A 19,409-nucleotide genomic window follows, 5' to 3' on the forward strand; every position below is an offset into this window, starting at 1 on the left:
GCAGAAGAGAAAACGCCGGACAGCAAGGCTGTCCGGCGTCTCTTCCAGCGAAGGGCATGGGGGGCAGTCGGGGGGCGCCCCTCGCTGAATTGCAGCGGATCATTGATCTAAAGTCTTAAGTCCTTTATCCCAATGTTCCGGCTAAATCCACAAGAAATTTTTGTCACGCCATCAGCATGGGGCGAAACCGCAGTGACAAGACGGACTATATCCATTGAGTGTTTTTGGAGAAACACGAAAAAGGTATAGCGCCGTATACCCAAATGTATCACCGTCGGCACAGAAATAAGGCATGCCGTCGGTTTGCCGCAGATGGCATGCAGATAAGGAGGCGGGATATGGAGTGGCTGCGTCGCTGTTGGTCCGGGGTCTTTGCCGCAGCAGTCATCTGGCTGACATGTCCGGCGATCCCCTCCGCCGCGCCGGTGCAACTGCCTGCGGGAGAACAGGGGTTTGAAGTGCAGACGCTTGATATCCAGACCGGATCCGGGATTTTAACCTACCGGATTGAGATGGCGGTGACGCAGGCCCAGCGCGAACAGGGATTGATGTTCCGGACAGCGTTGCCAGCCCGGTGGGGAATGTTGTTTGACTTTGGGGAAACCCGGGACGTGGCGATGTGGATGAAGAACACGTTGATCCCGCTGGATATGCTGTTCATCACGGAAAACGGACAGATCGGGCGGATTGAGGCGAACGCGGCGCCGCAAAGCCTGACGATCCGTCCCTCCGGCATGCCGGTCCGCGCCGTTCTGGAGCTGGCTGGCGGTGAAGCGGCGCGTGCGGGAATCAAGGTCGGTGACCGCCTGATCCATCCCCTGTTTTCCCGCCCACCGTTTCAGGGGGCGGGAAAAGGAAAGTCCGGCGGCTGAGGAGGCTGTCAGGTCAGTTGACCCCGGCGAACCGGGCGTCAGCCTGCCGCTCTGCCGCTTCGGCGGCCAGAGACTGAAAGACCGGGCTTTCCGCCATGATCTGGTCGACCATCTGCATGATACGGGTATGTTCGTCCTGCGACAGCGACAGGCGTTGCTGCACCATCGAGAATTCGAGAAGGGCGTCTTCCAGAACGCGACCGGCCTCTTGCAGGGTTTCCCCCACTTTCAGGGCGTCTGACCGCAGCTGGTGAACGTGATTGAGAATGCCAGTGTTGGCGGTTTCAATATCCCGACAGGCTTTCATCACCCGGAAGGTATTGTGATCAATGATATGTGCCATTGGTTCCTCCTTTCGGCTTTGCCGCCTTGGAGACCCCCCGGAGTGGAAGTGAGGTGGGATCCGCATCCCGGCCTGCTTCCGTTCCAATATGGTGCGCCGGTCGCTGTCATAAACCAATAGTGAACATGGACCATTGGGCCGCAAGGACTACGCAGTTGCGGAAATTCCCGATCTGCGTCCTGTTCTGCGACGCGTCCTGTTTCTGAACAGAAAACCCCGCCATCGCAGGGCAATGGCGGGGTGCTGTCTGTGGCGCGCCCTGAGGGATTCGAACCCCCGACCGGCCGCTTAGAAGGCGGCTGCTCTATCCAGCTGAGCTAAGGGCGCAAAAACGAGTATGGCCGGAAGTCCCGGGCCGGATTTTAACCGGGTAATTTTCTGTTGATCAAAGAGAGCGCCCGGCCTTAATCAGGCTGAGCGCTTTCTGTCATATCGCCGGTGTCAGTGCCATCCGGGACCATTTCGGGCACCCGGGGAGGCTGGCACAGCTTGCGTTGTGGGTCAGGAGACGCGGTTAAAGGCAAAGTTCTCCGCGTAGCTCTTCGGGCGGATGGACCGCTCGTTCGGCTCCGACAGGCGGATGGTCCAGCCCTGACGTTTGGCGTAGCTGACGGCATCTTCGCGGGACGCGAACTTGAGGCGGATCTGCTTGGCGGTATCGGCGGAACCGGCCCAGCCCATCAGCCCGTCATTGGCAATCGGTGCCGAGGCCTCGACTTCCAGAATCCAGGTGCCGAGAGTACCACGCCCGGACTGCATGGCGTTTTTCGCCGGACGAAAGATGCGGACAACAGTGGCCATTGTTCGGAAACTCCCGCAGTCACTTATTTCGCGCCGTAACCCGCTGGTGGGCTGTATGGCGGATTTCCCTGTTTTTCAAATCTGTCGGCATCACAGGGTCTGTAGAACCTGATGTCAGGGCGGAGCCCCGGAGAATGCCGGACAGTGTGGCGGACGGTTGGTCGGGGTGAGAGGATTCGAACCTCCGACATCCTGCTCCCAAAGCAGGCACTCTACCAGGCTGAGCTACACCCCGAACCGGTCCGAAGCGGAAAATATGGGGTTTGTTTTCGCTTGGCAAGATAAACCGGTGGCGGATCGCAGGTCTTTGGCGATTCAGGGATGATCGCCCGACAGTCCTCGCCCTTTTTCCATAACCTTGATATGGCTATTATGCGCCGTCGGTACGGCTGGGGCAGGGGTTCCTGATCGTATCGCTATTTTGGTCGTGATAGTATGGTCGTAACCAATCAGACCGGGCCGTAAAGAGACGGGGGAGGGGGATTGAATGTGTAAGCCGGATAAGGGGTGGAACCTGCCTTTGTGGGGGCTGGCCGGTGCCGTTTTTGCCTTTGCGTCCTTTGGTGGGGCAGCCGACGCGGCTGATTTCGAAATCCATTCCGCTTTCCCGCGTGGTGTCGCCTTTATCTCTGACAGTGAGGAACGGATTGCCTCCCTGATTCAGGAGCACACGCACGGCCGGCTGTCGGTGCGTATGTACAATGCGGGGGAGGTGATTGCCGGGGGGGATGTCCTGACCGCCGTTCAGAGCGGGAAGGTCGCCGCCGGGTTCGGCTGGATCGGATACTGGGCGGAGAAGGTTCCGGTGGCGGAGCTGCTGGGGGCGATGCCGTTCGGGCCGTCCCCGGCCACTGCGGTATCCTGGATGTACGGTGGAGATGGCCTGACCCTGTTGCAGGACGCTTTCCGTCCGCAGGGCGTGCAGATTTTGCCCTGCCATATCGTTGCCTCGGAAGCGGGTGGCTGGTTCCGGAAAGAGCTGCGGTCCCCGGATGATTTCAAGGGGCTGCGGATGCGGATTTCCGGTCTGGGGGGAGAGGTCCTGCAGAAGATGGGGGCGATGACCTCGGCGCAGCCGCTGGATCAGATGTATCCGGCGATGGCTCAGGGCAAGCTGGATGCGGCCGAGTTTTCCGTGCCGATGGCGGATATGAGTATTGGCTTTGAGACCTTCGCAAAGAATTACTATTTTCCGGGCTGGCATCAGCCGTCGAGCTGGAACGCTCTGATCATCAACGCGCGGGTGTGGCAGGGGCTGGAGGATATGGACCGCAAAGGGATTGAGACAGCCTGCCGGTTGAATACCCTGTGGACGCTGACGGCCCAGACCGGATCGCAGGTGGCGGCGGTGGAGCAGATCCGCGCTCTGGGAGTCTCGGTGCGGCGTTTTCCGGACAGTGTCCTTCTGGCGCTGGCGCGGACCAGTCGGGATCTTCTGGAAGAAAAATCAAAGCGGGATCCCGCATACGGCCGTATTTACCGCAGCCTGATAACCTTCATGGAGCAGGAGCAGTCATGGGAGGATCTCCAGACCTTACCGCGCCGGGTGCCGCGGCCATGATGCACCTGCGCCTGACCCGTCCGGTTTCTGAACACAGGGGGCGCTGATGTCTCTGCGGTCCCGTCTGCGCATGCTGCTGCCGCTTATTCTGGGCGGTGGGCTTCTGTTGGCGATCTGGGCCTTCGGGGCGCTGTTCGCCACGCATTCGTACTGGCGGGAACTGGAGCGGGCCCAGAGCTATAATGCCCGGCTGGCAACATCGCTGGCCTACAACTTCAGTTCCGTGGTGGCCAATCTGGATGTAGCCTTGCGCCGGAGCGAGGAGACGCTGGCCCGGGAATGGCAGCGGTTCCAGTTTGAACGGTATCGGGCTCTGGATTATCTGGCCGCGACATTCACCGGCCTGCCGCAGGTGACCCGGGTTCTGGTGACGGATCCGAGCGGTGTTTTGCTGTTTGACAGCCGAAGCCGCAATCTGCGTGGCATTTTTCCCCTGCCGCGCGATTATGTTCCGACAGATGCGGCTGCCGCCGGGATTCTTCTGATCGGGCCGTCGGTTCAGGTCGGCGATCTGTCTGAGGGGATCGGATTTTCCCGCCACGTTCTGTCCCCGCAGGGAGAGCGGCTGGGGACGGTGACGGCGCTGGTCCGCCGTGATTTTTTCATGGCGGTTTTTAATGCCTCGGATATGGGGGGGACGGGGCAGAGCGTCCTGTACCGCCGACAGGGGCGGGTTGTGGAAACCCCGAACTCTAACCTCCTGCCGTCTGAAAAAGCCCCGGACTGGGCCTTGAACTTTTTGACCCCGGATGGCCCCTGCTGTGCGGAGACCCGTGTGGGCGAAACGCCGCAACCCCACATTGCCACCTATCACAAGATTGAAGGCTTTGATCTGCTGCTGGGGGTTGCGGTCGGGCAGGATCAGGCCATGGACCGCTGGCGCGAGGATACCCGGAACTATGCGCTTCTCGGGGCTTTGCTGTCGCTGGTGGTGGTGGGGGCGATGGTGATGCTGCACCGTTCCCTTGATCGGCAGCAACAGGCCATCCGGCTGTTGTCGGTGCGGGAAGCGCAGCTTCATTCCATTTTCACCAACGCCGGGGCCGGTATTGTTCTGCTCGGCCGGGACGGTATCATCCAGACTGCCAATGATGCCTTTGCCCGGATCATCGGGCGGCGGACGCAGGACCTGATCGGCATCAATATCCAGTCTTTGACCCATCCAGACGATATCGGGCGGACTGAAACCAGTCTCGGGTCCATCAGTCCGATCGGTCTTGTCTATGAAAAGCGTTACCTCCGTGCCAATGGAACCTCTGTCTGGGTGGAGGTCAGCCTGACCCGGCAGGGTGGCAGTGACGAGGCGGCATCGGATAATCTGGTGGCGGTGATCACCGATATCTCGGTCCGCCGGATGGCGGAACAGAACCTTGCTGCGAAAGCAGATGAGCTGGCGCGGTCGAATACGGAGCTGGAACAGTTCGCCTATGTCGCCTCCCACGATCTTCAGGAGCCCTTGCGGATGGTGGTCAGCTATCTCCAGCTTCTGGAGCGGCGGCATGGCGCAGATCTGTCCGAGGACGGGCGGGAATACATCTCCTTTGCGGTCCGTGGGGCGCACCGCATGTCCAGTCTGATCCGTGATCTTCTGGATTATTCCCGGGCCGGACGGGGCACTGCGCCCCTACAGGAAGTGGATGCACGGGATATTCTGGAGGATGTCCTGCAATCAATGAAGGCCAGTATTGAAGGAGCCGGGGCCCGTGTGCGGGCCTTTGAAGGGCAGGCGCTGCTGACCTGCCGACAGAGTGATCTGTCACGGCTTTTTGTTAATCTGATCGGCAATGCCCTGAAATACCGTGCGGAAGGCCGGGCACCCGAGGTGATCATCACCTGCGAGGATCTGGGCTCGGCCTGGGAGTTTGCGGTCCGGGATAACGGTATCGGTTTTCCGCCGGAGTATGAGGACCGGATTTTCAAGCTGTTCCAGCGCCTGCATTCGGCGACCGAGTACGAGGGAACCGGCATCGGTCTGGCGATCTGCCGTAAGCTGGTGGAGGGGTACGGTGGCCGGATCTGGTGCTCGGCACAGGAAGGGCAGGGCGCGACCTTCTACTTCCAGATTCCCAAGGCCGGGCCGGTGGATTTCCACGGGGCGATGATCTGATCATTTCCCCGCCGGGGCCCGCTGGAGAGAAGACAAAAAAAGACAGCCATCGGAAGACCGATGGCTGCAAGGGGAGTCTCAAAGAGGGAGGCCGATTAAAAAACCGGCCAAGGACAAGCATATACGGCCTATCCCCGCTGTCAACGCACTTTAGAGGCATCCCAGAAAAAAAGTTGAGTTTTCTACTGTGCCTCTGCGGGCGGATGCTCCTTCAGACAAGGGTGGCCGGTGTCTGAAGCACTTCGGTGAACAGCCCTTGAATGGCCTGCGGCTCCAGCGCATGGGTGATGAAGACCACCCGGCTCAGGTGCGGCAGGGTTCCCCACTCCGGCAGCGGGGCCGGGGGATGGAACAGGTGGTGGACGCCATGGACTGCCACCGGGGTTTCCTGACCGACCACATCGAGGATCCCTTTAAGGCGCAGCAGCCGGTCCCCTTGGGTCGTGATCAGAATTTCCACCGCCTCAATAAAGCGGTCCCACACCAGCGGTTCGGCGAATGTCAGGCAGAAGCTGGAGATTCCGGCATGGCGGTGGTCGTGGTCATGGTGGTGATCATGATCATGGTCACAGTCGGGGGAGCAGCCGTGCCCGTCGTCGCCGTGGTGGTGGTGATCGTGATGGGGCTGGCTGGCATAGGCCTCGGCCTTCAGCCAGTTTTCGACATCAGGGTGTTTCCCCTGTGCTGAAAACAGCCCGCAGTTCAGCAGAATGGCAGCATCAAGATCCCCGTGCAGGGCCAGTGCCTGCGGGGCGGCGGGGTTCAGGGCCTTTAACCGTGCCTGCACCTGCGCCGTGCGCTCCGGCCCGGCCAGATCGGTTTTGGTCAGGATCAGCCGGTCGGCAAGAGCGGCCTGTTTGACCGGTTCGCTGAAGTGATCCAGCTGCGACAGGGCGTTGACCGTGTCGATGGTGGTGACCACGCCATCCATCCGGTAGCGGGCGGACAGCAGGGGGTCCGTCAGCAGGGTATGCAGGATCGGGGCGGGATCGGCAAGGCCGGTGGTTTCGATCACCACCCGGTCAAACTCCGGAATGTCGCCACGCACCCGGCGCAGGTACAGGTCACGCAGGGCGGTGATCATGTCACTGCGGACCGTGCAGCAGACGCAGCCGGATTGCAGGACCACCACATCATCGTCGGCCTGTGCGACCAGATGATGGTCCAGCCCGATTTCACCGAATTCGTTGATCAGGACCGCCGCATTGCTCAGGGCGGGCTGAGGCAGCAGGGCATTCAGCAGGGTGGTTTTGCCGCTGCCGAGGAAGCCGGTGAGGATGGTGACCGGCAGCAGCGGGGAAGACGGCTGGCTCATCGTCCGTACAGCTCCTCTTCCGAAATCAGCGGCTCTGCCACATTCACCACCGCACCGTCGCGGATGGCGCGGAAGAAGCAGTTGCGGCGGCCGGTATGGCAGGCCACCCCATCCTGATGGACCAGCGCCAGAACGGCGTCGCCGTCGCAGTCAACCCGCAGATCGACCAGCTTCTGCATCTGGCCGGAGGTTTCCCCCTTCCGCCACAGCCCCTTGCGGGAACGGGACCAGTAACAGACACGGCCGGTCAGCAGGGTTTCCCGCAGGGCATCGGCATTCATCCATGCCAGCATCAGGATTTCGCCGCTGTCATGCTGCTGGGCGATGGCGGTGATCAGGCCGTCGCTGTTGAAGCGGACTTCCGACAGCAGGGCATCGACGGCTTCGGGGGAGGGAACGGTATAAGCCGGAACGGAGGCGGTCATCACGGGGTTTCCTTCAGGCGGGCAAAGCCCTGTTCCAGATCGGCAATCAGATCGTCGGGGTCTTCCAGCCCGACATGCAGCCGGACAATCGGATTGCCGCTCTTGCCGGTGGCGGTGCGGACATATTCATCCGAGGTGACGACCGCAAGGCTTTCAAAGCCGCCCCACGAGTAGCCAAGCCGGAACAGGTGATAGCCATCCACCATCGCCTCCAGCCGCTCCCGCGCCATCGGAGGCAGCTCGAAGGAAAACAGCGAGCAGCCGCCGGTAAAATCACGCTGCCACAGCGCATGATCCGGATGGGACGGCAGGGCCGGGTGCCACACCTTCAGCACTTCCGGGCGGCTTTCCAGCCAGCGTGCGACCTTCAGGCCGCTGTCGAACTGCTGACGCAGGCGGACGGAGACGGTGCGCAGCCCGCGCAGACCCAGCCAGACCTCTTCACTGCCGGCGCTGAAGCCGAACAGGGCAACGCTGCCGCGCACGGTGGCGTACAGGTCGGCATTGTTGACGGTGATGGTACCCAGCATGGCGTCGGAATGGCCGACGATATACTTGGTCGCGGCCTGTAGGGAGACGTCAACCCCATGCTCAAAGGGCATGAAGGTGCCAAGGCCCCAGGTGTTGTCCGCCACCACCACGGCCCCGGCCGCATGGGCGGCGGCGGCGATGGCCGGAATGTCCTGAATTTCGAAGGTGCCGGAACTGGGGCTTTCGACGAACACCACTTTGGTGTTGGGGCGGATCAGGCTGGCGATATCGCCACCGATGCGTGGGTCGTAATAAGTGGTTTCGATCCCGAACCGGGTCAGTGACTTGTCGCAGAAATAGCGGGTCGGACCATAACAGCCATCGGTCATCAGCAGGTGATCGCCGGTCTTGAGAAGTCCGGTGAGGGTGGCGGTGATGGCGGCAAGGCCGGAGCCGACGGCAATGCAATGGCTGCCGCCTTCCAGTTCCGCCACCGCTTCCTCGAAAGCCTTGCTGGTCGGCGTACCATGGCGGCCATAGGTGACATTGGCGAAGCGGTTGGGGCCATTCAGGTCCCGCTGGGCGGCGATGGATGGCGACACAATGGTCGAGGCCCGCCATACCGGGGGATTGACCGCGCCGTTCCAGCGCTCGGGGTGGCTTCCGGCGTGGATGATCCGGGTATCACGCTTCATGGTCTTGGTGTCCGCTCTTGCAACGCAGGGATCCGGCCTTGCCGCCGGGGAAAGGGGCCCATTCTGACCATCAAACCCCCGGGATGGCAAACACGGAATGCAGGGACAGTTGCATGACATTCGCAAAATGCATGGCAGATCCGCATAAAAATGAGGTGTTGTGCGCTGCAATAAAGTGTACGTAGGCACTTAAGTATTGCTGCACTGCAATGCAGCCAAAAATGGCCCGGAACGATAATCGGGGCCGGAAGCGGATTTGCCAGCCGCTTCGACAGGGGAAGGAAGCTCCGCCATCGCGATCCCGCCGCCTTGACAGGAGAAATCCCCATGCCGTCCATTCCCACTGCCAGCCACGCCTGCACCCTGTTTTCCCTGACCATGGAAAGCCGCCATGGCAGCGCATGGCGGGTCAGCATTGATCCAGCCCAGATGATCCATCTTGCTGAGGAAATCGTGATCGGTTTCGGTGGTCATCTGAAAGATGCCAATCTGTGGCGCTTCCCGGACGGATCGCACGTCAGCATCGGTGCCTACGGCGTCCGGCGGGAAGAGCCGCTGGCGGCCGTGGCGGCGGCCTGATATTTTTTATCCGGGTTAAAAGAAAAAGGGCGGAACCATATGGGGGCCGCCCTTTTCTGCTGCGCTTCTGAGGAAGGGATCAGGCGGTTTCGACCGGCAGTTCTGTCCGCATGCCCCATTCCGCCCACGATCCGTCAAAGACCGCAACGTCGCTGTTGCCGAGCAGATAAGCGCCCAGCGCGACGACGCAGGCGGTGACGCCGGAGCCACAGCTGGCCACCAGCGGGGCGTTCAGATCAATTCCGGCGGCAGTGAATTTATCCCGCAGGGCGGTGGCGGGCAGAAAGGTCTGATCCTGCGGCGACAGCAGATCGGCGAACGGCAGGTTCAGGGCCCCCGGAATGTGCCCGACCTGAAGGGTGGCGCGGGGTTCCGGCGCGTCCCCCCGGTAACGGGCGGCGGCGCGGGCATCAACCACGGTGTCGCGGCGGCTGGTGATGTTGGCCAGCAGGTCTTCGGCAGAGCGGAACAGCGTGGTGTTCACCCGGGCGGTGAAATGCCGGTCGCGGGGGACCGGGGGCATATCGTCGGTGGGGCGTCCTTCCGCCAGCCACTTGCCGAGGCCGCCGTTCAGCACCGAGACCGAGCGGTGTCCGAAATACCGGAACATCCACCACACCCGGGCCGCAGCGGCAGCGCCGCCGTTAGCATCATAGACCACGATGTGGTTGCCATCCCCCAGCCCGAGCTTACGGACCTTGGAAGAGAACACTTCCGGCGACGGCATGGTGTGCTTATAGGGGCTGGTGGTATCGGCGATCTCGTCGATATCAAAGAACACCGCGCCGGGGATATGGCGTTCAGTGTATTCCGCCCGGGCATCGCGGTTCAGGATCGGCATGAAGTAGGTGGCGTCAACCACCCGCACATCAGGGGCCTGAAGGCGGTCCGCCAGCCACTGGGTGCTGACGAGGGCATCGGGGTTGATGTAATCGGTCACGGAGATCCTCCCGGCGGAACGGTTCAGGGTGCCCCGGTTAAAGAGAGGCACCCTGAAGGCCATACCCTGACCGCCCCGGAAGGTCAACCGCCGGACGTTACAGCCACGGCGGGGTCGGTAGGTTGAGCGGACGCAGGAAGTCCGGGTTGAACAGCTTGCTCTGATAGCGGGCACCGCCGTCGCACAGGATGGTGGCAACCACCGCATCGGGGCCGAGCTGCTGCCCCAGCCGGATGGCGGCGGCAACGTTGATCCCCGCCGACCCGCCGAGCAGCAGGCCGTCCTGTTGCAGCAGGGCGTAGAGAACCTCCAGCGCTTCGGCATCGGAGACGCGGATGGCGTCATCCAGCGGGGCGCCGTCCAGATTGGCGGTCACCCGGCCCTGTCCGATCCCTTCGGTGATAGAACTGCCTTCGGCTTTCGGGGTGCCGGTCTTGATCCAGTCATAAATCCCCGAGCCGTGCGGATCGGCGGCGACGCAGCGGATGGCCGGGTTTCGGGCCTTCAGGGCCATCGAGACCCCGGCCAGTGTCCCGCCGGTGCCGACGGCGGCGGTGAAGGCGGTGACGGTGCCGCCGGACTGGTCATAGATTTCCGGCCCGGTGGTCTCCATGTGGCCCTGCCGGTTGGCGGTATTGTCAAACTGGTTGGCCCAGAAGGCCCCGGTTTCCTCGGCAATGCGGCGGGAGACGTGGACGTAGTTGCCGGGATCCTTGAACGGCACCGCCGGAACCAGCCGCAGGTCCGCCCCCAGCAGGCGCAGGGTGTCCTTCTTTTCCTGACTCTGGGTTTCCGGCATGACGATGATGGTTTTATAGCCCCGGGCGTTGCCGACATGGGTCAACCCGATTCCGGTGTTGCCGGCGGTGCCTTCAACGATGGTGCCGCCGGGCTTCAGCACGCCCCGGCGTTCGGCATCGGTGATCAGGGCCAGTGCGGCCCGGTCCTTGACCGATCCGCCGGGGTTCAGGAATTCGGCTTTGCCAAGGATGGTGCAGCCTGCCTGACGGGAGGCCCAGTCCAGCCGGATGAGCGGGGTATTGCCGATGGTTCCGGTCAGGCCGCTTTTAATGTCCATGATCATTCCGTTAAATGCAGTATTTAACGGAATGATAGGTGTTGTTTGTCATGGCCTCAAGGGATAATCACAGTTTTTTACGTATATCATCCTCGTTCAACAGAAGCCATTGCAGGGCAACCAGCGTGGCCGCATTGGTGTAGCGCCCGGTCCGCAGGTTTTCCCGCACCTCGGGGAGCGGGACGGCGATAACGCGGATGTCTTCGCCCTCAGCCTCGACACCATGGATGCCCCCGGCCTGACGGCTGTCAACCCGGCCGCACCACAGCTCGATACTCTCGGAGCTGATGCCCGGCGTCGCCAGCCACGATTGCACCCGGAACAGCCCCTGCGGCTCCAGACCGGCTTCCTCAACGGATTCCCGGCGGGCGACCTCTTCCGGGGTTTCGCCATCCTCGATGATTCCGGCGACAATCTCATAGAGCCATGGCTCCATTCCGGCGGCATAGGCCCCGGGGCGGAACTGCTCGATCATCACGACACAGTCGCGGTCAGGATCAAACAGCAGAACCGCCACGGCATGGCCGCGTTCCAGAACCTCACGGCTGACCACCGGCCCCATGCCGCCCGCATACTGCTCATATCGCAGCAGATAGCGGTCGAGGCGGGAGTACGATTTGAACAGGGTTTCGTGCTGAACCACGTCAACGGCAGTGGGGCGGATAGGGGGCTTGGTCATGTCAGCCTACACGCCGGGCAGGTTCAGAAGGGTGCGGAGTTCCGCGCAGAGGGCGAGGATTTCCTTGGCGGCACTGCCCCGGGGTTCGGTTTCGACCGCACCCAGCCCTTCCATCATCGAGCTGGCAAAGGCAACGCGGCTGCCCAGCTGGGTGGCGGCAACCGGGGTTTCCTGTGTTGCCAGCTGACCCAGTACCTGTTCGGACAGGCGGCCGCGCGGCGGCATCCGGTTCAGGATGATCAGGGCCGGGGTCTTTTCCTTGCGGGCGACCTCCTGCGTCGGCTTCATCGCCCACAGGTCCATCGGGCTGGGCTGTACCGGCAGCAGAACCAGATCGGCGGCGCGGATGGCTGTCTTTGCTTCCGTTTCCGCGTGTGGGGGGCTGTCAATCAGGATGATGTCGTGATCGTTCTTTAAGCGGTCGAGGTCGTTGCCCAACCGCCAGCCGGGAACCTGCGACAGGGTCAGGGCGGCGGCATCGGCCGGGCGCAGGGCATGCCATGCCGACAGGCTGCCCTGTGGATCGATGTCCACCGCCGCCACCCGCAGCCCGCTACGGGCCAGCGCTGCGGCGATCTGGGCGGTCAGGGTGGTTTTCCCGGCTCCGCCTTTCTGTTGCGCAATGGTGATGACTTTTGCCGCCATGATGCCGCAGTCCTTCCGGAGCCTTGTCCCTGTTCAGGCAGAAGGCTACGGCACCTGCGGTGATTTGCAAGTGCGAAAGGCCATGGGCAGACCTGTGGTGGAAGAAACCGTGCCGTCAGGGTGGTGAAGCCGCTTTGCGGTTCGGGGTATTTTCGCGGGCAGAATGGTTTCCCGGTGGCGGGGGATATCGGCGGGGTGGCGGATTATGCAAACTGCATATGTCTTCGGATTTCGGATAGAGAATTGCCCAAAAATCTACATATGAAGTATCTTATATTTGTGCTTAGATTTCCTCTCCATAATACTGAAAATAAACAGAAAAATAATATTTGAGGCCGTTTATTGCTCCGGCAGGACGCCAGCGGTTGGGCGAGCATGGAAGCATGTCCTGTTTCTTCCGCCGCGAAATCTACCGTCATCCTCCTGCTCAAGCCGCGTCGCCAGATCATCAGACATCTCTGCGGCGTCCGCTTTCAGCGCGATTGCATGCGCCAGAAAGTCTTCAATCGCATGCAGCATGGCGTGGCCCCTTCTGATGGGGGGATATCGAGGCGGGGAAGGGCTGCGCTGATGCATTCTCCTGTTAATTTTAGGGGCGAAAAAAGTATCGGGATCAGTATTCCATGGGAGCCGGTCTGTCGGAAACTGCGCTGAAAAGTACCATATTAATTAAGGGTTTATCGCTCTGGAAATTATATCAGTTTTTCATTATTAGCAAATGCGGGCAACGCATTGACGGCCGCTCAGGCGAGCCGGGCGGGGGACCCGGGCGCAGGTTAGGCAGGTTTGCTTCTGCGGTACCGTTGCACACAAAACCTGCGGCTGCTGCTGTGGCCGGGGATCTGATGGGGGAAACACATGGCGCTGATGATCAACGACACCTGCATTGCCTGCAATGCCTGCCCGTCGGTCTGCCCGAATGAGGCAATCACCGAGGACGACCCGATTTTCACCATCCATCCGCAGCGGTGCAGTGAATGTATCGGCGAGACCGGGGAGCCGCAGTGTATGGAGGTTTGCCCGGTGGACTGCATTGAGCCGGACCCGGAGCATCGGGAGACGTCGGAACAGTTACAGTCAAAATATGACCGCCTGCATCACTGAGGTCGGGCCTGACGGGACCACGGAGGCCGAGGGACCCCCGTGGTCTTCGCCGGGTTAGATGCGGATCAGACCGGCTGCACGTCCATGCGCTCTGCGCGCAGGGCTGAGGTCAGGGTAACCGTCTCAGCGGACCGCAGGATCGTTCCGGTCTCCACCGGCAGGCGGCGCCGCCAGTTCGGGTACTCCGTCACAGTCCCGGGGACGTTCACCTGCGATTCCTCTCCGGCCAGATCATCCAGATTGATCAGGGCCAGAGCAGACGGGGCCCGCCCAAGAAAACGGTGGACCGCCACGTTCAGGTGATGCTTCTGCTCCGGTGTCAGGGGTGCCGTATCAGGCAGGCCGGTATCAGGCAGCAGGGCCTGATCGTCCAGTGCTGCCCGCAGCAACTGCCGTTCACGGGACCTTTGTTCCTCGTCAGCGGCGCGGGTCACGCCGGGCACGGCAAGGCCAAGGCGATGGCGGAGGGCGATGTCCCAGCCGCTCCAGTGCCCCTGTATGGTGGCGATGTCATGGCTGGTCGCACAGGACAGGGCAAGGCGCGGATAGGTGTCGGGCCGCTTGAACAGCCCGTTCTCATAACGTTCAAAATAGACAACCCGGTAGGACAGAATCGCCTCGCGGTCCATCCGGTCGCGGAAGCCATCAGGGACGGTGCCCAGATCCTCGCCGATGATCATGCACTGGTTGCGGTGGCTTTCCAGCGCCAGAATGCCCAGCAGATCATCGAAGGGATAGCCGACATACATGCCATCGCGGGCAGTGTAGCCGGGCGGGATCCAGAACAGGCGGAGCAGTGACATCGCATGGTCAATCCGCAGCGCCCCGGCGTGGCGCATATTGGCGCGGACCATGTCAATGAACGGGGCATACCCCTGCTGCCGCAGGGTGACCGGATTTAACGGCGGCATCCCCCAGTCCTGCCCGAGGGGGCCGAGCTGATCCGGCGGGGCACCAAAACGCCCACCGAGGACGTAGACTGACTGATCTGCCCACACATCAGCGCCATCGGAATTGGTCCCGACGGCCAGATCCCGGTACAGACCGACATGATCTTCTGATCCGGCAAAAACGGCGGGGCAGGCCTCCAGTTGCCGGTCGGCCTCAAACTGCAACCATTTCCGGTACAGGACGGCGTCGGCGTCGGTTTCGGCGATGGCCTTAACCGCCGGGCTGTGCGGATCCCGGTAGTCTTCCGGCCACTGCATCCAGGGGCTGTCCGGCCACCGGGCCTGAAGCACCTCGAACACTGCAAACTGATGCAGGCGGGTCCCGCCGGACTGGATAAACCGATCAAAGGCAGCCTGCCGTTCCGGCGTGGCGGCGGTCCGGAAGGTTTCGTACAGGCATCGCAGCAACGGCAGCTTAACGGCAGAAACCGCCGGATAATCGACCATCTCTTCCTGTCGGGCGGCCCGGAGGGCAGCCTGAACATCAGCGGTTTCCAGCAGCGCGCGGGCGGCAGCGCAGGCTGAGAATTCCGGGACAGAACGCGGATCGATATACAGCGGATTCAGGAACAGCCGGGAGCACGGGGAATACGGGCTGGCGTCCTGCGGATGGGCCGGAAACAGGGCGTGAAGCGGGTTGACGCCGACAAACGCAGCCCCCACCGCCACGGCATGCTGGCTGAGGTCCTTAAGGTGGAAGAAATCCCCCATCCCAAAGTCATCGGCCTGCCGCAGGGAATAGACCTGACAGCCGATCCCCCACAGGCGGCGGTTCTGCCGCAACGGAGACGGCAGCCAGCACTGATCCGGTGCCAGAATGACGGTTCCGGCGGGCAGATCCTTGCTGATCCCTGCCGGGCCGGAGGTATGGGCGGTCAGGCGGTGGTATCCTGCGGGCAGGGATGCAGGCAGGGTCAGGGAGAGGCGAACCAGCGTGCCCCGCTGCTCCGGGTTGGAGTCCTGCCCGGTCAGGGTGCCGACATGGACGGAACCGTCCTCGCAGCTCAGGGTCCAGTGCAGGGGCAGGTGATCCGCCGGGCAGACAAGACTGACCGTGCGCGGGGAGGCGTGCCGGAGGACAGTGACCGGGGGAATGCCGACGCTCCACCCGGCAGAGTCAAGCTCCGCCATAGCGCGGGCAATCCCGGTTTCTGATGTCACATCAACGCCCATCGCCGTCAGGGTCGCGGCAACCGCGTCCGGTGTCGCGACATGTTCGGTCCCGAAGATATCCCAGAACCGGGTGCTGATGCCAAAACCGTCAGCAAGGGCGGAAACGGCCGGAGTTAACGCTGGCGGCGGGGTGGCGACGGGAAAGTCGGTCATGACGGATATCCTTCAGATCGCGGAGAGGTTCGGTCAGCAAGGATGACCAGACTGCGGCCGAGCAGAGGGAAGGCTTCCCCCCAGCCATAGGGGCGGCCGGGTTCATCATCCTCGTCAGTGGGGGTATCGGCGCGGGCCGTATCCAGCAGCACCGACCAACGGTGCCCATAGGCCGGGCCGGGCAGAGTGAAGGGAATGGCGTCGCTGTGGGCGTTCAGCAGAATCAGCAGGCGGTCATCCTGCACGCCGGGTTCGGCACCGTTGATGTGCATGCCAAGACAGCGGTTCTGCGGCACGCTCCACTCCTCGGCCCGGATTTCCCACCCCTGCGGCGACAGCCAGGTGACATCCTTGATCCCGGAGGTTTCGTCTCCCGGCTTCGGGCGTCCGGTGAAGAACGTCAGACGGCGCAGGGCCGGATGATTGCGGCGCAGGGCGATCAGATCACGCAGGAAATCCTGAAAATGCCGCTCTTCATCATTCAGGGGCGACCAGTCAACCCAGCTGAGATCTGAATCCTGACAGTAGGCATTGTTGTTGCCCTGTTGGGTCCGTCCGCGCTCGTCGCCCATCAGCAGCATCGGCACGCCCTGACTGATCATCAGGGTTGCCAGAAGATTGCGCCGCTGCTGACGGCGCAGGCGGCTGATCGCCGGATCTTCGGTAGTGCCTTCGACCCCGCAGTTCCAGGACAGGTTATAATTGGTGCCATCGGCGTTGTTCTCACCGTTGGCCTGATTGTGTTTGCCGTTGTAACTGACCAGATCGGCCAGCGTGAACCCGTCGTGGGAGGTGATGTAGTTGAGGGAGGCGAGGGGGGACCGTTTCCAGAACAGGTCGGAGGATCCGCTCAGCCGGGTCGCCACCGGGCCGAGATGGCCGTCATCCCCACGCCAGTATCCCCGCACCACATTGCGGTAGGCATCGTTCCATTCCCGCCATCCGGTGGGGAAGCCGCCAAGGCGGTATCCCTGCGGGCCAAGGTCCCATGGTTCGGCAATCAGTTTGGCCCGTTGCAGCACCGGATCCTGCCGCAGGGCAGCCAGAAAGGCCCCGGCCCCTTCGAACCCGCGTGGCCCACGGGCGACGGCGGAGGCGAGATCGAACCGGAAACCGTCGACATGCATGGTTTCCACCCAGTACCGCAGGGAATCCATGACCATCTGCAACACCCGGGGATGAGCAACGTTCAGGGTGTTTCCGCAGCCGGAATGGTTGTGGTAGTAGCGCGGATCTTCCGAGGTCAGGTGGTAGTAGCTGCGGTTGTCGATGCCGCGCCATGACAGGGTTGGCCCCAGATGGTTGCCTTCGCAGGTGTGGTTGTAGACCACATCCAGAATGACCTCGATTCCGGCATCGTGGAAGCGCTCCACCATCGCCTTGAATTCGTCCGGCCCGTGGTTCTGGGCGTAGGCCGGATGCGGGGCAAAGAAACTGAGGGGGTTATAGCCCCAGTAGTTGGTCAGCCCCCGTTCCGACAGATGCGGTTCGCTGGCGAAGGACTGTACCGGCAGCAGCTCCACCGCTGTCACGCCGAGGCCGACCAGATGTTCCAGAACCGCCGGATGGCTGAGACCGAGGAACCGCCCACGGTCCTGTGCCGGAATGTCCGGGTTCTTCAGGGTCATGCCGCGCACATGGGTCTCATAGATCACCGTGTCATGCCACGGGGTTTCCGGCAGTTGCTGCGCCCCCCATGGATAATCGGTCTTGACCACCACGCCTTTCGGCACGTGGCGGGCGTTATCCCGCTTATCGAAGGACAGGTCTGCTTTCGGGTGGCCGTACCGGTAGGCGTAACAGGACGGATGCCAGTTCAGGACCCCGGACAGGGCGCGGGCATAAGGATCTACTAGTAGTTTGTTGGCGTTGAAGCGGTTGCCGGTCTGCGGATCATAGGGGCCATAAACGCGGTAGCCGTACAGTTGCCCGGGCCGCAGATTGGGGATGTAACCGTGCCAGACGTCGTCGGTCCGCTCCGGCAGGATCAGGCGCGCCGTCTCCTTTTTGCCGGAGGAGTCGAACAGGCAGAGTTCAACCTTTTCCGCGTTTTCAGAAAACAGGGCAAAGTTGACCCCGCGCCCGGTCCATGTGGCACCAAGCGGATAGGGGCGACCGGGTTGGATCGGGCTGCGGGGGCCAATGCGCATCAGCGGTACGGGCTCTGTCCAGAATCAGGGGAAGGTCAGGGCGTGCCGGATTTGGCGGGGGTCCGCCGTTTTGCCGGAGCCTTCTTTGCGGAAGCTGCTTCGGTGCCTGCCGGAGTATCGGCGGCAGCCGCCTTTTTCGCTTTCTTGGCCGGTGCGGCAGCGTCGCCGGTGGCAACCGCTTTCCGGCGCGGGGCCGGTTTGGCGGAGATGGGGTCGGCGGGGGCCGGTGTTGCCGGTGCCTGCTCTGCGCTGGTCTCCGGGGCGAGTTCGGCCCGGATCTGCTGTTCCGCCAGAAGCCAGTAATGCCAGTCATTTACCCCTTCGGGCTGGCCATCCTGCGTCCAGAGAAAGTAAGCGCGTTCCCGGATCTGATTTTGGGAGAGTTCTGCCATGGCTGGTACCCTTTTCTGGTGGCGCGCCGCAGCAGGCGGCGCCGCAGGTCAGACAACGTAACAGGGTGTAAGCAGGGGAGCCTCATCACGGGGATCAGGATACCGAACCTGCCGATAATTCCCACATCAATCTTACGGTGTCGCTGCATTGCAGTGAAAAAAGGGCTGATGTCTTTCCTGTGTCATCTGGATGTCGCCGGAGGAGGTGTCAGTCTGCCGGGCGTGCTGACAAAAGAAAACCGCCCCGGCGGGGGCCAGGGCGGTCTTTGTCGCAGGCGATGGCTTGCGGGGCAGGCTTACTTCAGGGTCGCCAGATAGGCGATCACGTCGGCACGCTCTTCCGGCTTGGCCAGCTTGAAGGTCATGTTGGAACGGGCCTTGGCATCGCCGGTCTTCTTCGCCAGGAAGGCGGTCGGATCGGTGATGTATTCATCAAGGTTGGCGGCGTCCCAGGCGAAGCCCTTTTCAGCGGCGGCCTTGTAGGACGCCGAGTAGTTGAAGCCTTCGGCCTTGCCGGGGCCGCGGGTGGTCACGCCGAACAGGTTCGGGCCGACCTTCTTGGCACCGCCCTGTTCGAAGGTGTGGCAGGTGGCGCAGCGGGTCTTGGCCAGCTTTTCCCCATTGGCGGCATCGCCGGCATAGGCGGCACCCGACAGGGCGATGGCAGCAGCGACGCCAACGGCGAAGAGTTTCACGTTCATCCCAATCTCCTCAGTACCTTGGTTTACGTCTTGCGACGGCGGGGGCGGTCCTCTCCCGACCGCGTCCCGGCTTCCCTGCGAATGTAGCCACCCTACCCAAGGGGGTGGTGGGTGGTGCCATGAGCTTCCCGGACTATACCGATCCTTGAGGTTGCTTACAAGGCTGGGCCGCCCCGGTTTCACGGTCATCGCATTTGGCCGAGTATTGATCTGGCGAATTCGTTGGACCATCCAGATCGTTTGCGCTTGCGTCGCACCGAGATGTCTGGGCGGGC

General features: G+C 62.3%; 19 protein-coding genes and 2 tRNA genes. 5 read left to right on the plus strand and 16 right to left on the minus strand.

The genetic code is table 11. The features are described from left to right. The first annotated feature begins 218 nt into the window (after nucleotides 1-218). Nucleotides 219-872: a DUF192 domain-containing protein gene (locus tag FHS48_RS10105; protein ID WP_311769119.1), complete on the plus strand. Its 654-nt coding sequence runs from the start codon at nucleotides 219-221 to the stop codon at nucleotides 870-872. Nucleotides 873-885: 13 nt separating this feature from the next. Here FHS48_RS10105 and FHS48_RS10110 read toward each other — a convergent pair whose 3' ends face one another. From FHS48_RS10110 to FHS48_RS10125, 4 genes are all read right to left on the minus strand, one after another. Next, nucleotides 886-1,215, minus strand: coding sequence for a hypothetical protein (locus FHS48_RS10110; protein WP_184263437.1), 330 nt, complete (start codon nucleotides 1,213-1,215; stop codon nucleotides 886-888). Between the two features lie 250 nt (nucleotides 1,216-1,465). Further along, nucleotides 1,466-1,542 (minus strand) — tRNA-Arg (locus tag FHS48_RS10115). Nucleotides 1,543-1,716: 174 nt separating this feature from the next. Beyond that, on the minus strand, nucleotides 1,717-2,016 hold the full coding sequence (locus FHS48_RS10120) for an ETC complex I subunit (RefSeq protein ID WP_184263438.1): 300 nt from the start codon (nucleotides 2,014-2,016) through the stop codon (nucleotides 1,717-1,719). A gap of 158 nt (nucleotides 2,017-2,174) precedes the next feature. After that, nucleotides 2,175-2,251: transfer RNA gene (locus tag FHS48_RS10125), tRNA-Pro, on the minus strand. A 252-nt stretch (nucleotides 2,252-2,503) separates the two neighbouring features. Here FHS48_RS10125 and FHS48_RS10130 point away from each other — a divergent pair. Beyond that, nucleotides 2,504-3,577 carry a TRAP transporter substrate-binding protein gene (locus FHS48_RS10130; protein WP_184263439.1) on the plus strand — a complete coding sequence of 358 codons (1,074 nt, stop codon included), beginning with the start codon at nucleotides 2,504-2,506 and terminating at the stop codon, nucleotides 3,575-3,577. A 46-nt stretch (nucleotides 3,578-3,623) separates the two neighbouring features. Then, a complete protein-coding gene (locus FHS48_RS10135; RefSeq protein ID WP_184263440.1) occupies nucleotides 3,624-5,684 on the plus strand; it encodes a sensor histidine kinase in 2,061 nt (686 codons plus the stop codon). Nucleotides 5,685-5,895: 211 nt separating this feature from the next. On the opposite strand, the gene FHS48_RS10140 is transcribed toward FHS48_RS10135, so the two are convergent. The 3 genes from FHS48_RS10140 to metC are packed head-to-tail and all read right to left on the minus strand — an operon-like array spanning nucleotide 5,896 to nucleotide 8,590. Beyond that, nucleotides 5,896-6,999 (minus strand): CobW family GTP-binding protein, encoded by a 1,104-nt coding sequence (locus FHS48_RS10140; RefSeq protein WP_184263441.1) that lies wholly within the window; start codon nucleotides 6,997-6,999, stop codon nucleotides 5,896-5,898. Further along, entirely contained in the window at nucleotides 6,996-7,424 is a 429-nt protein-coding gene (gene hisI, locus FHS48_RS10145; RefSeq protein WP_184263442.1) for a phosphoribosyl-AMP cyclohydrolase, read from the minus strand. The genes FHS48_RS10140 and hisI overlap by 4 nt, the downstream gene beginning before the upstream one ends. Next, nucleotides 7,424-8,590 (minus strand): cystathionine beta-lyase, encoded by a 1,167-nt coding sequence (metC, locus tag FHS48_RS10150; protein ID WP_184263443.1) that lies wholly within the window; start codon nucleotides 8,588-8,590, stop codon nucleotides 7,424-7,426. The genes hisI and metC overlap by 1 nt, the downstream gene beginning before the upstream one ends. Nucleotides 8,591-8,917: 327 nt before the next feature. Between metC and FHS48_RS10155 the strand changes: the two genes are divergently transcribed. Continuing rightward, nucleotides 8,918-9,169: a hypothetical protein gene (locus tag FHS48_RS10155; protein ID WP_184263444.1), complete on the plus strand. Its 252-nt coding sequence runs from the start codon at nucleotides 8,918-8,920 to the stop codon at nucleotides 9,167-9,169. Nucleotides 9,170-9,248: 79 nt separating this feature from the next. On the opposite strand, the gene sseA is transcribed toward FHS48_RS10155, so the two are convergent. From sseA to FHS48_RS10180, 5 genes are all read right to left on the minus strand, one after another. Then, nucleotides 9,249-10,109 carry a 3-mercaptopyruvate sulfurtransferase gene (sseA, locus tag FHS48_RS10160; protein WP_184263445.1) on the minus strand — a complete coding sequence of 287 codons (861 nt, stop codon included), beginning with the start codon at nucleotides 10,107-10,109 and terminating at the stop codon, nucleotides 9,249-9,251. A 97-nt stretch (nucleotides 10,110-10,206) separates the two neighbouring features. Beyond that, on the minus strand, nucleotides 10,207-11,187 hold the full coding sequence (locus FHS48_RS10165; protein ID WP_184263446.1) for a cysteine synthase A: 981 nt from the start codon (nucleotides 11,185-11,187) through the stop codon (nucleotides 10,207-10,209). 67 nt (nucleotides 11,188-11,254) lie between these two features. Beyond that, nucleotides 11,255-11,866: an NUDIX domain-containing protein gene (locus FHS48_RS10170; protein ID WP_184263447.1), complete on the minus strand. Its 612-nt coding sequence runs from the start codon at nucleotides 11,864-11,866 to the stop codon at nucleotides 11,255-11,257. Between the two features lie 6 nt (nucleotides 11,867-11,872). Further along, nucleotides 11,873-12,511, minus strand: a complete 639-nt coding sequence (gene parA / locus FHS48_RS10175; RefSeq protein ID WP_184263448.1) for a ParA family partition ATPase — start codon at nucleotides 12,509-12,511, stop codon at nucleotides 11,873-11,875. A 339-nt stretch (nucleotides 12,512-12,850) separates the two neighbouring features. After that, on the minus strand, nucleotides 12,851-13,030 hold the full coding sequence (locus tag FHS48_RS10180; protein ID WP_184263449.1) for a hypothetical protein: 180 nt from the start codon (nucleotides 13,028-13,030) through the stop codon (nucleotides 12,851-12,853). Nucleotides 13,031-13,369: 339 nt separating this feature from the next. On the opposite strand from FHS48_RS10180, the gene FHS48_RS10185 reads away from it, so the two are divergent. Further along, nucleotides 13,370-13,615: a YfhL family 4Fe-4S dicluster ferredoxin gene (locus FHS48_RS10185; RefSeq protein WP_184263450.1), complete on the plus strand. Its 246-nt coding sequence runs from the start codon at nucleotides 13,370-13,372 to the stop codon at nucleotides 13,613-13,615. A 65-nt stretch (nucleotides 13,616-13,680) separates the two neighbouring features. Here the strand turns inward: FHS48_RS10185 and malQ are convergent, their stop codons facing one another. From malQ to FHS48_RS10205, 4 genes are all read right to left on the minus strand, one after another. Then, nucleotides 13,681-15,891, minus strand: coding sequence for a 4-alpha-glucanotransferase (gene malQ, locus FHS48_RS10190; RefSeq protein WP_184263451.1), 2,211 nt, complete (start codon nucleotides 15,889-15,891; stop codon nucleotides 13,681-13,683). Then, nucleotides 15,888-18,041: a glycogen debranching protein GlgX gene (gene glgX, locus FHS48_RS10195; protein ID WP_184263452.1), complete on the minus strand. Its 2,154-nt coding sequence runs from the start codon at nucleotides 18,039-18,041 to the stop codon at nucleotides 15,888-15,890. The genes malQ and glgX overlap by 4 nt, the downstream gene beginning before the upstream one ends. A gap of 35 nt (nucleotides 18,042-18,076) precedes the next feature. Further along, nucleotides 18,077-18,433 carry a DUF2934 domain-containing protein gene (locus FHS48_RS10200; protein ID WP_184263453.1) on the minus strand — a complete coding sequence of 119 codons (357 nt, stop codon included), beginning with the start codon at nucleotides 18,431-18,433 and terminating at the stop codon, nucleotides 18,077-18,079. Nucleotides 18,434-18,729: 296 nt separating this feature from the next. Next, entirely contained in the window at nucleotides 18,730-19,134 is a 405-nt protein-coding gene (locus FHS48_RS10205; protein ID WP_184263454.1) for a c-type cytochrome, read from the minus strand. Nucleotides 19,135-19,409: the final 275 nt, after the last annotated feature.

Origin of the sequence: Novispirillum itersonii, from assembly GCF_014205675.1 — a bacterium.
GTDB classification, from domain to species: Bacteria; Pseudomonadota; Alphaproteobacteria; order Rhodospirillales; family Rhodospirillaceae; genus Novispirillum; species Novispirillum itersonii_A.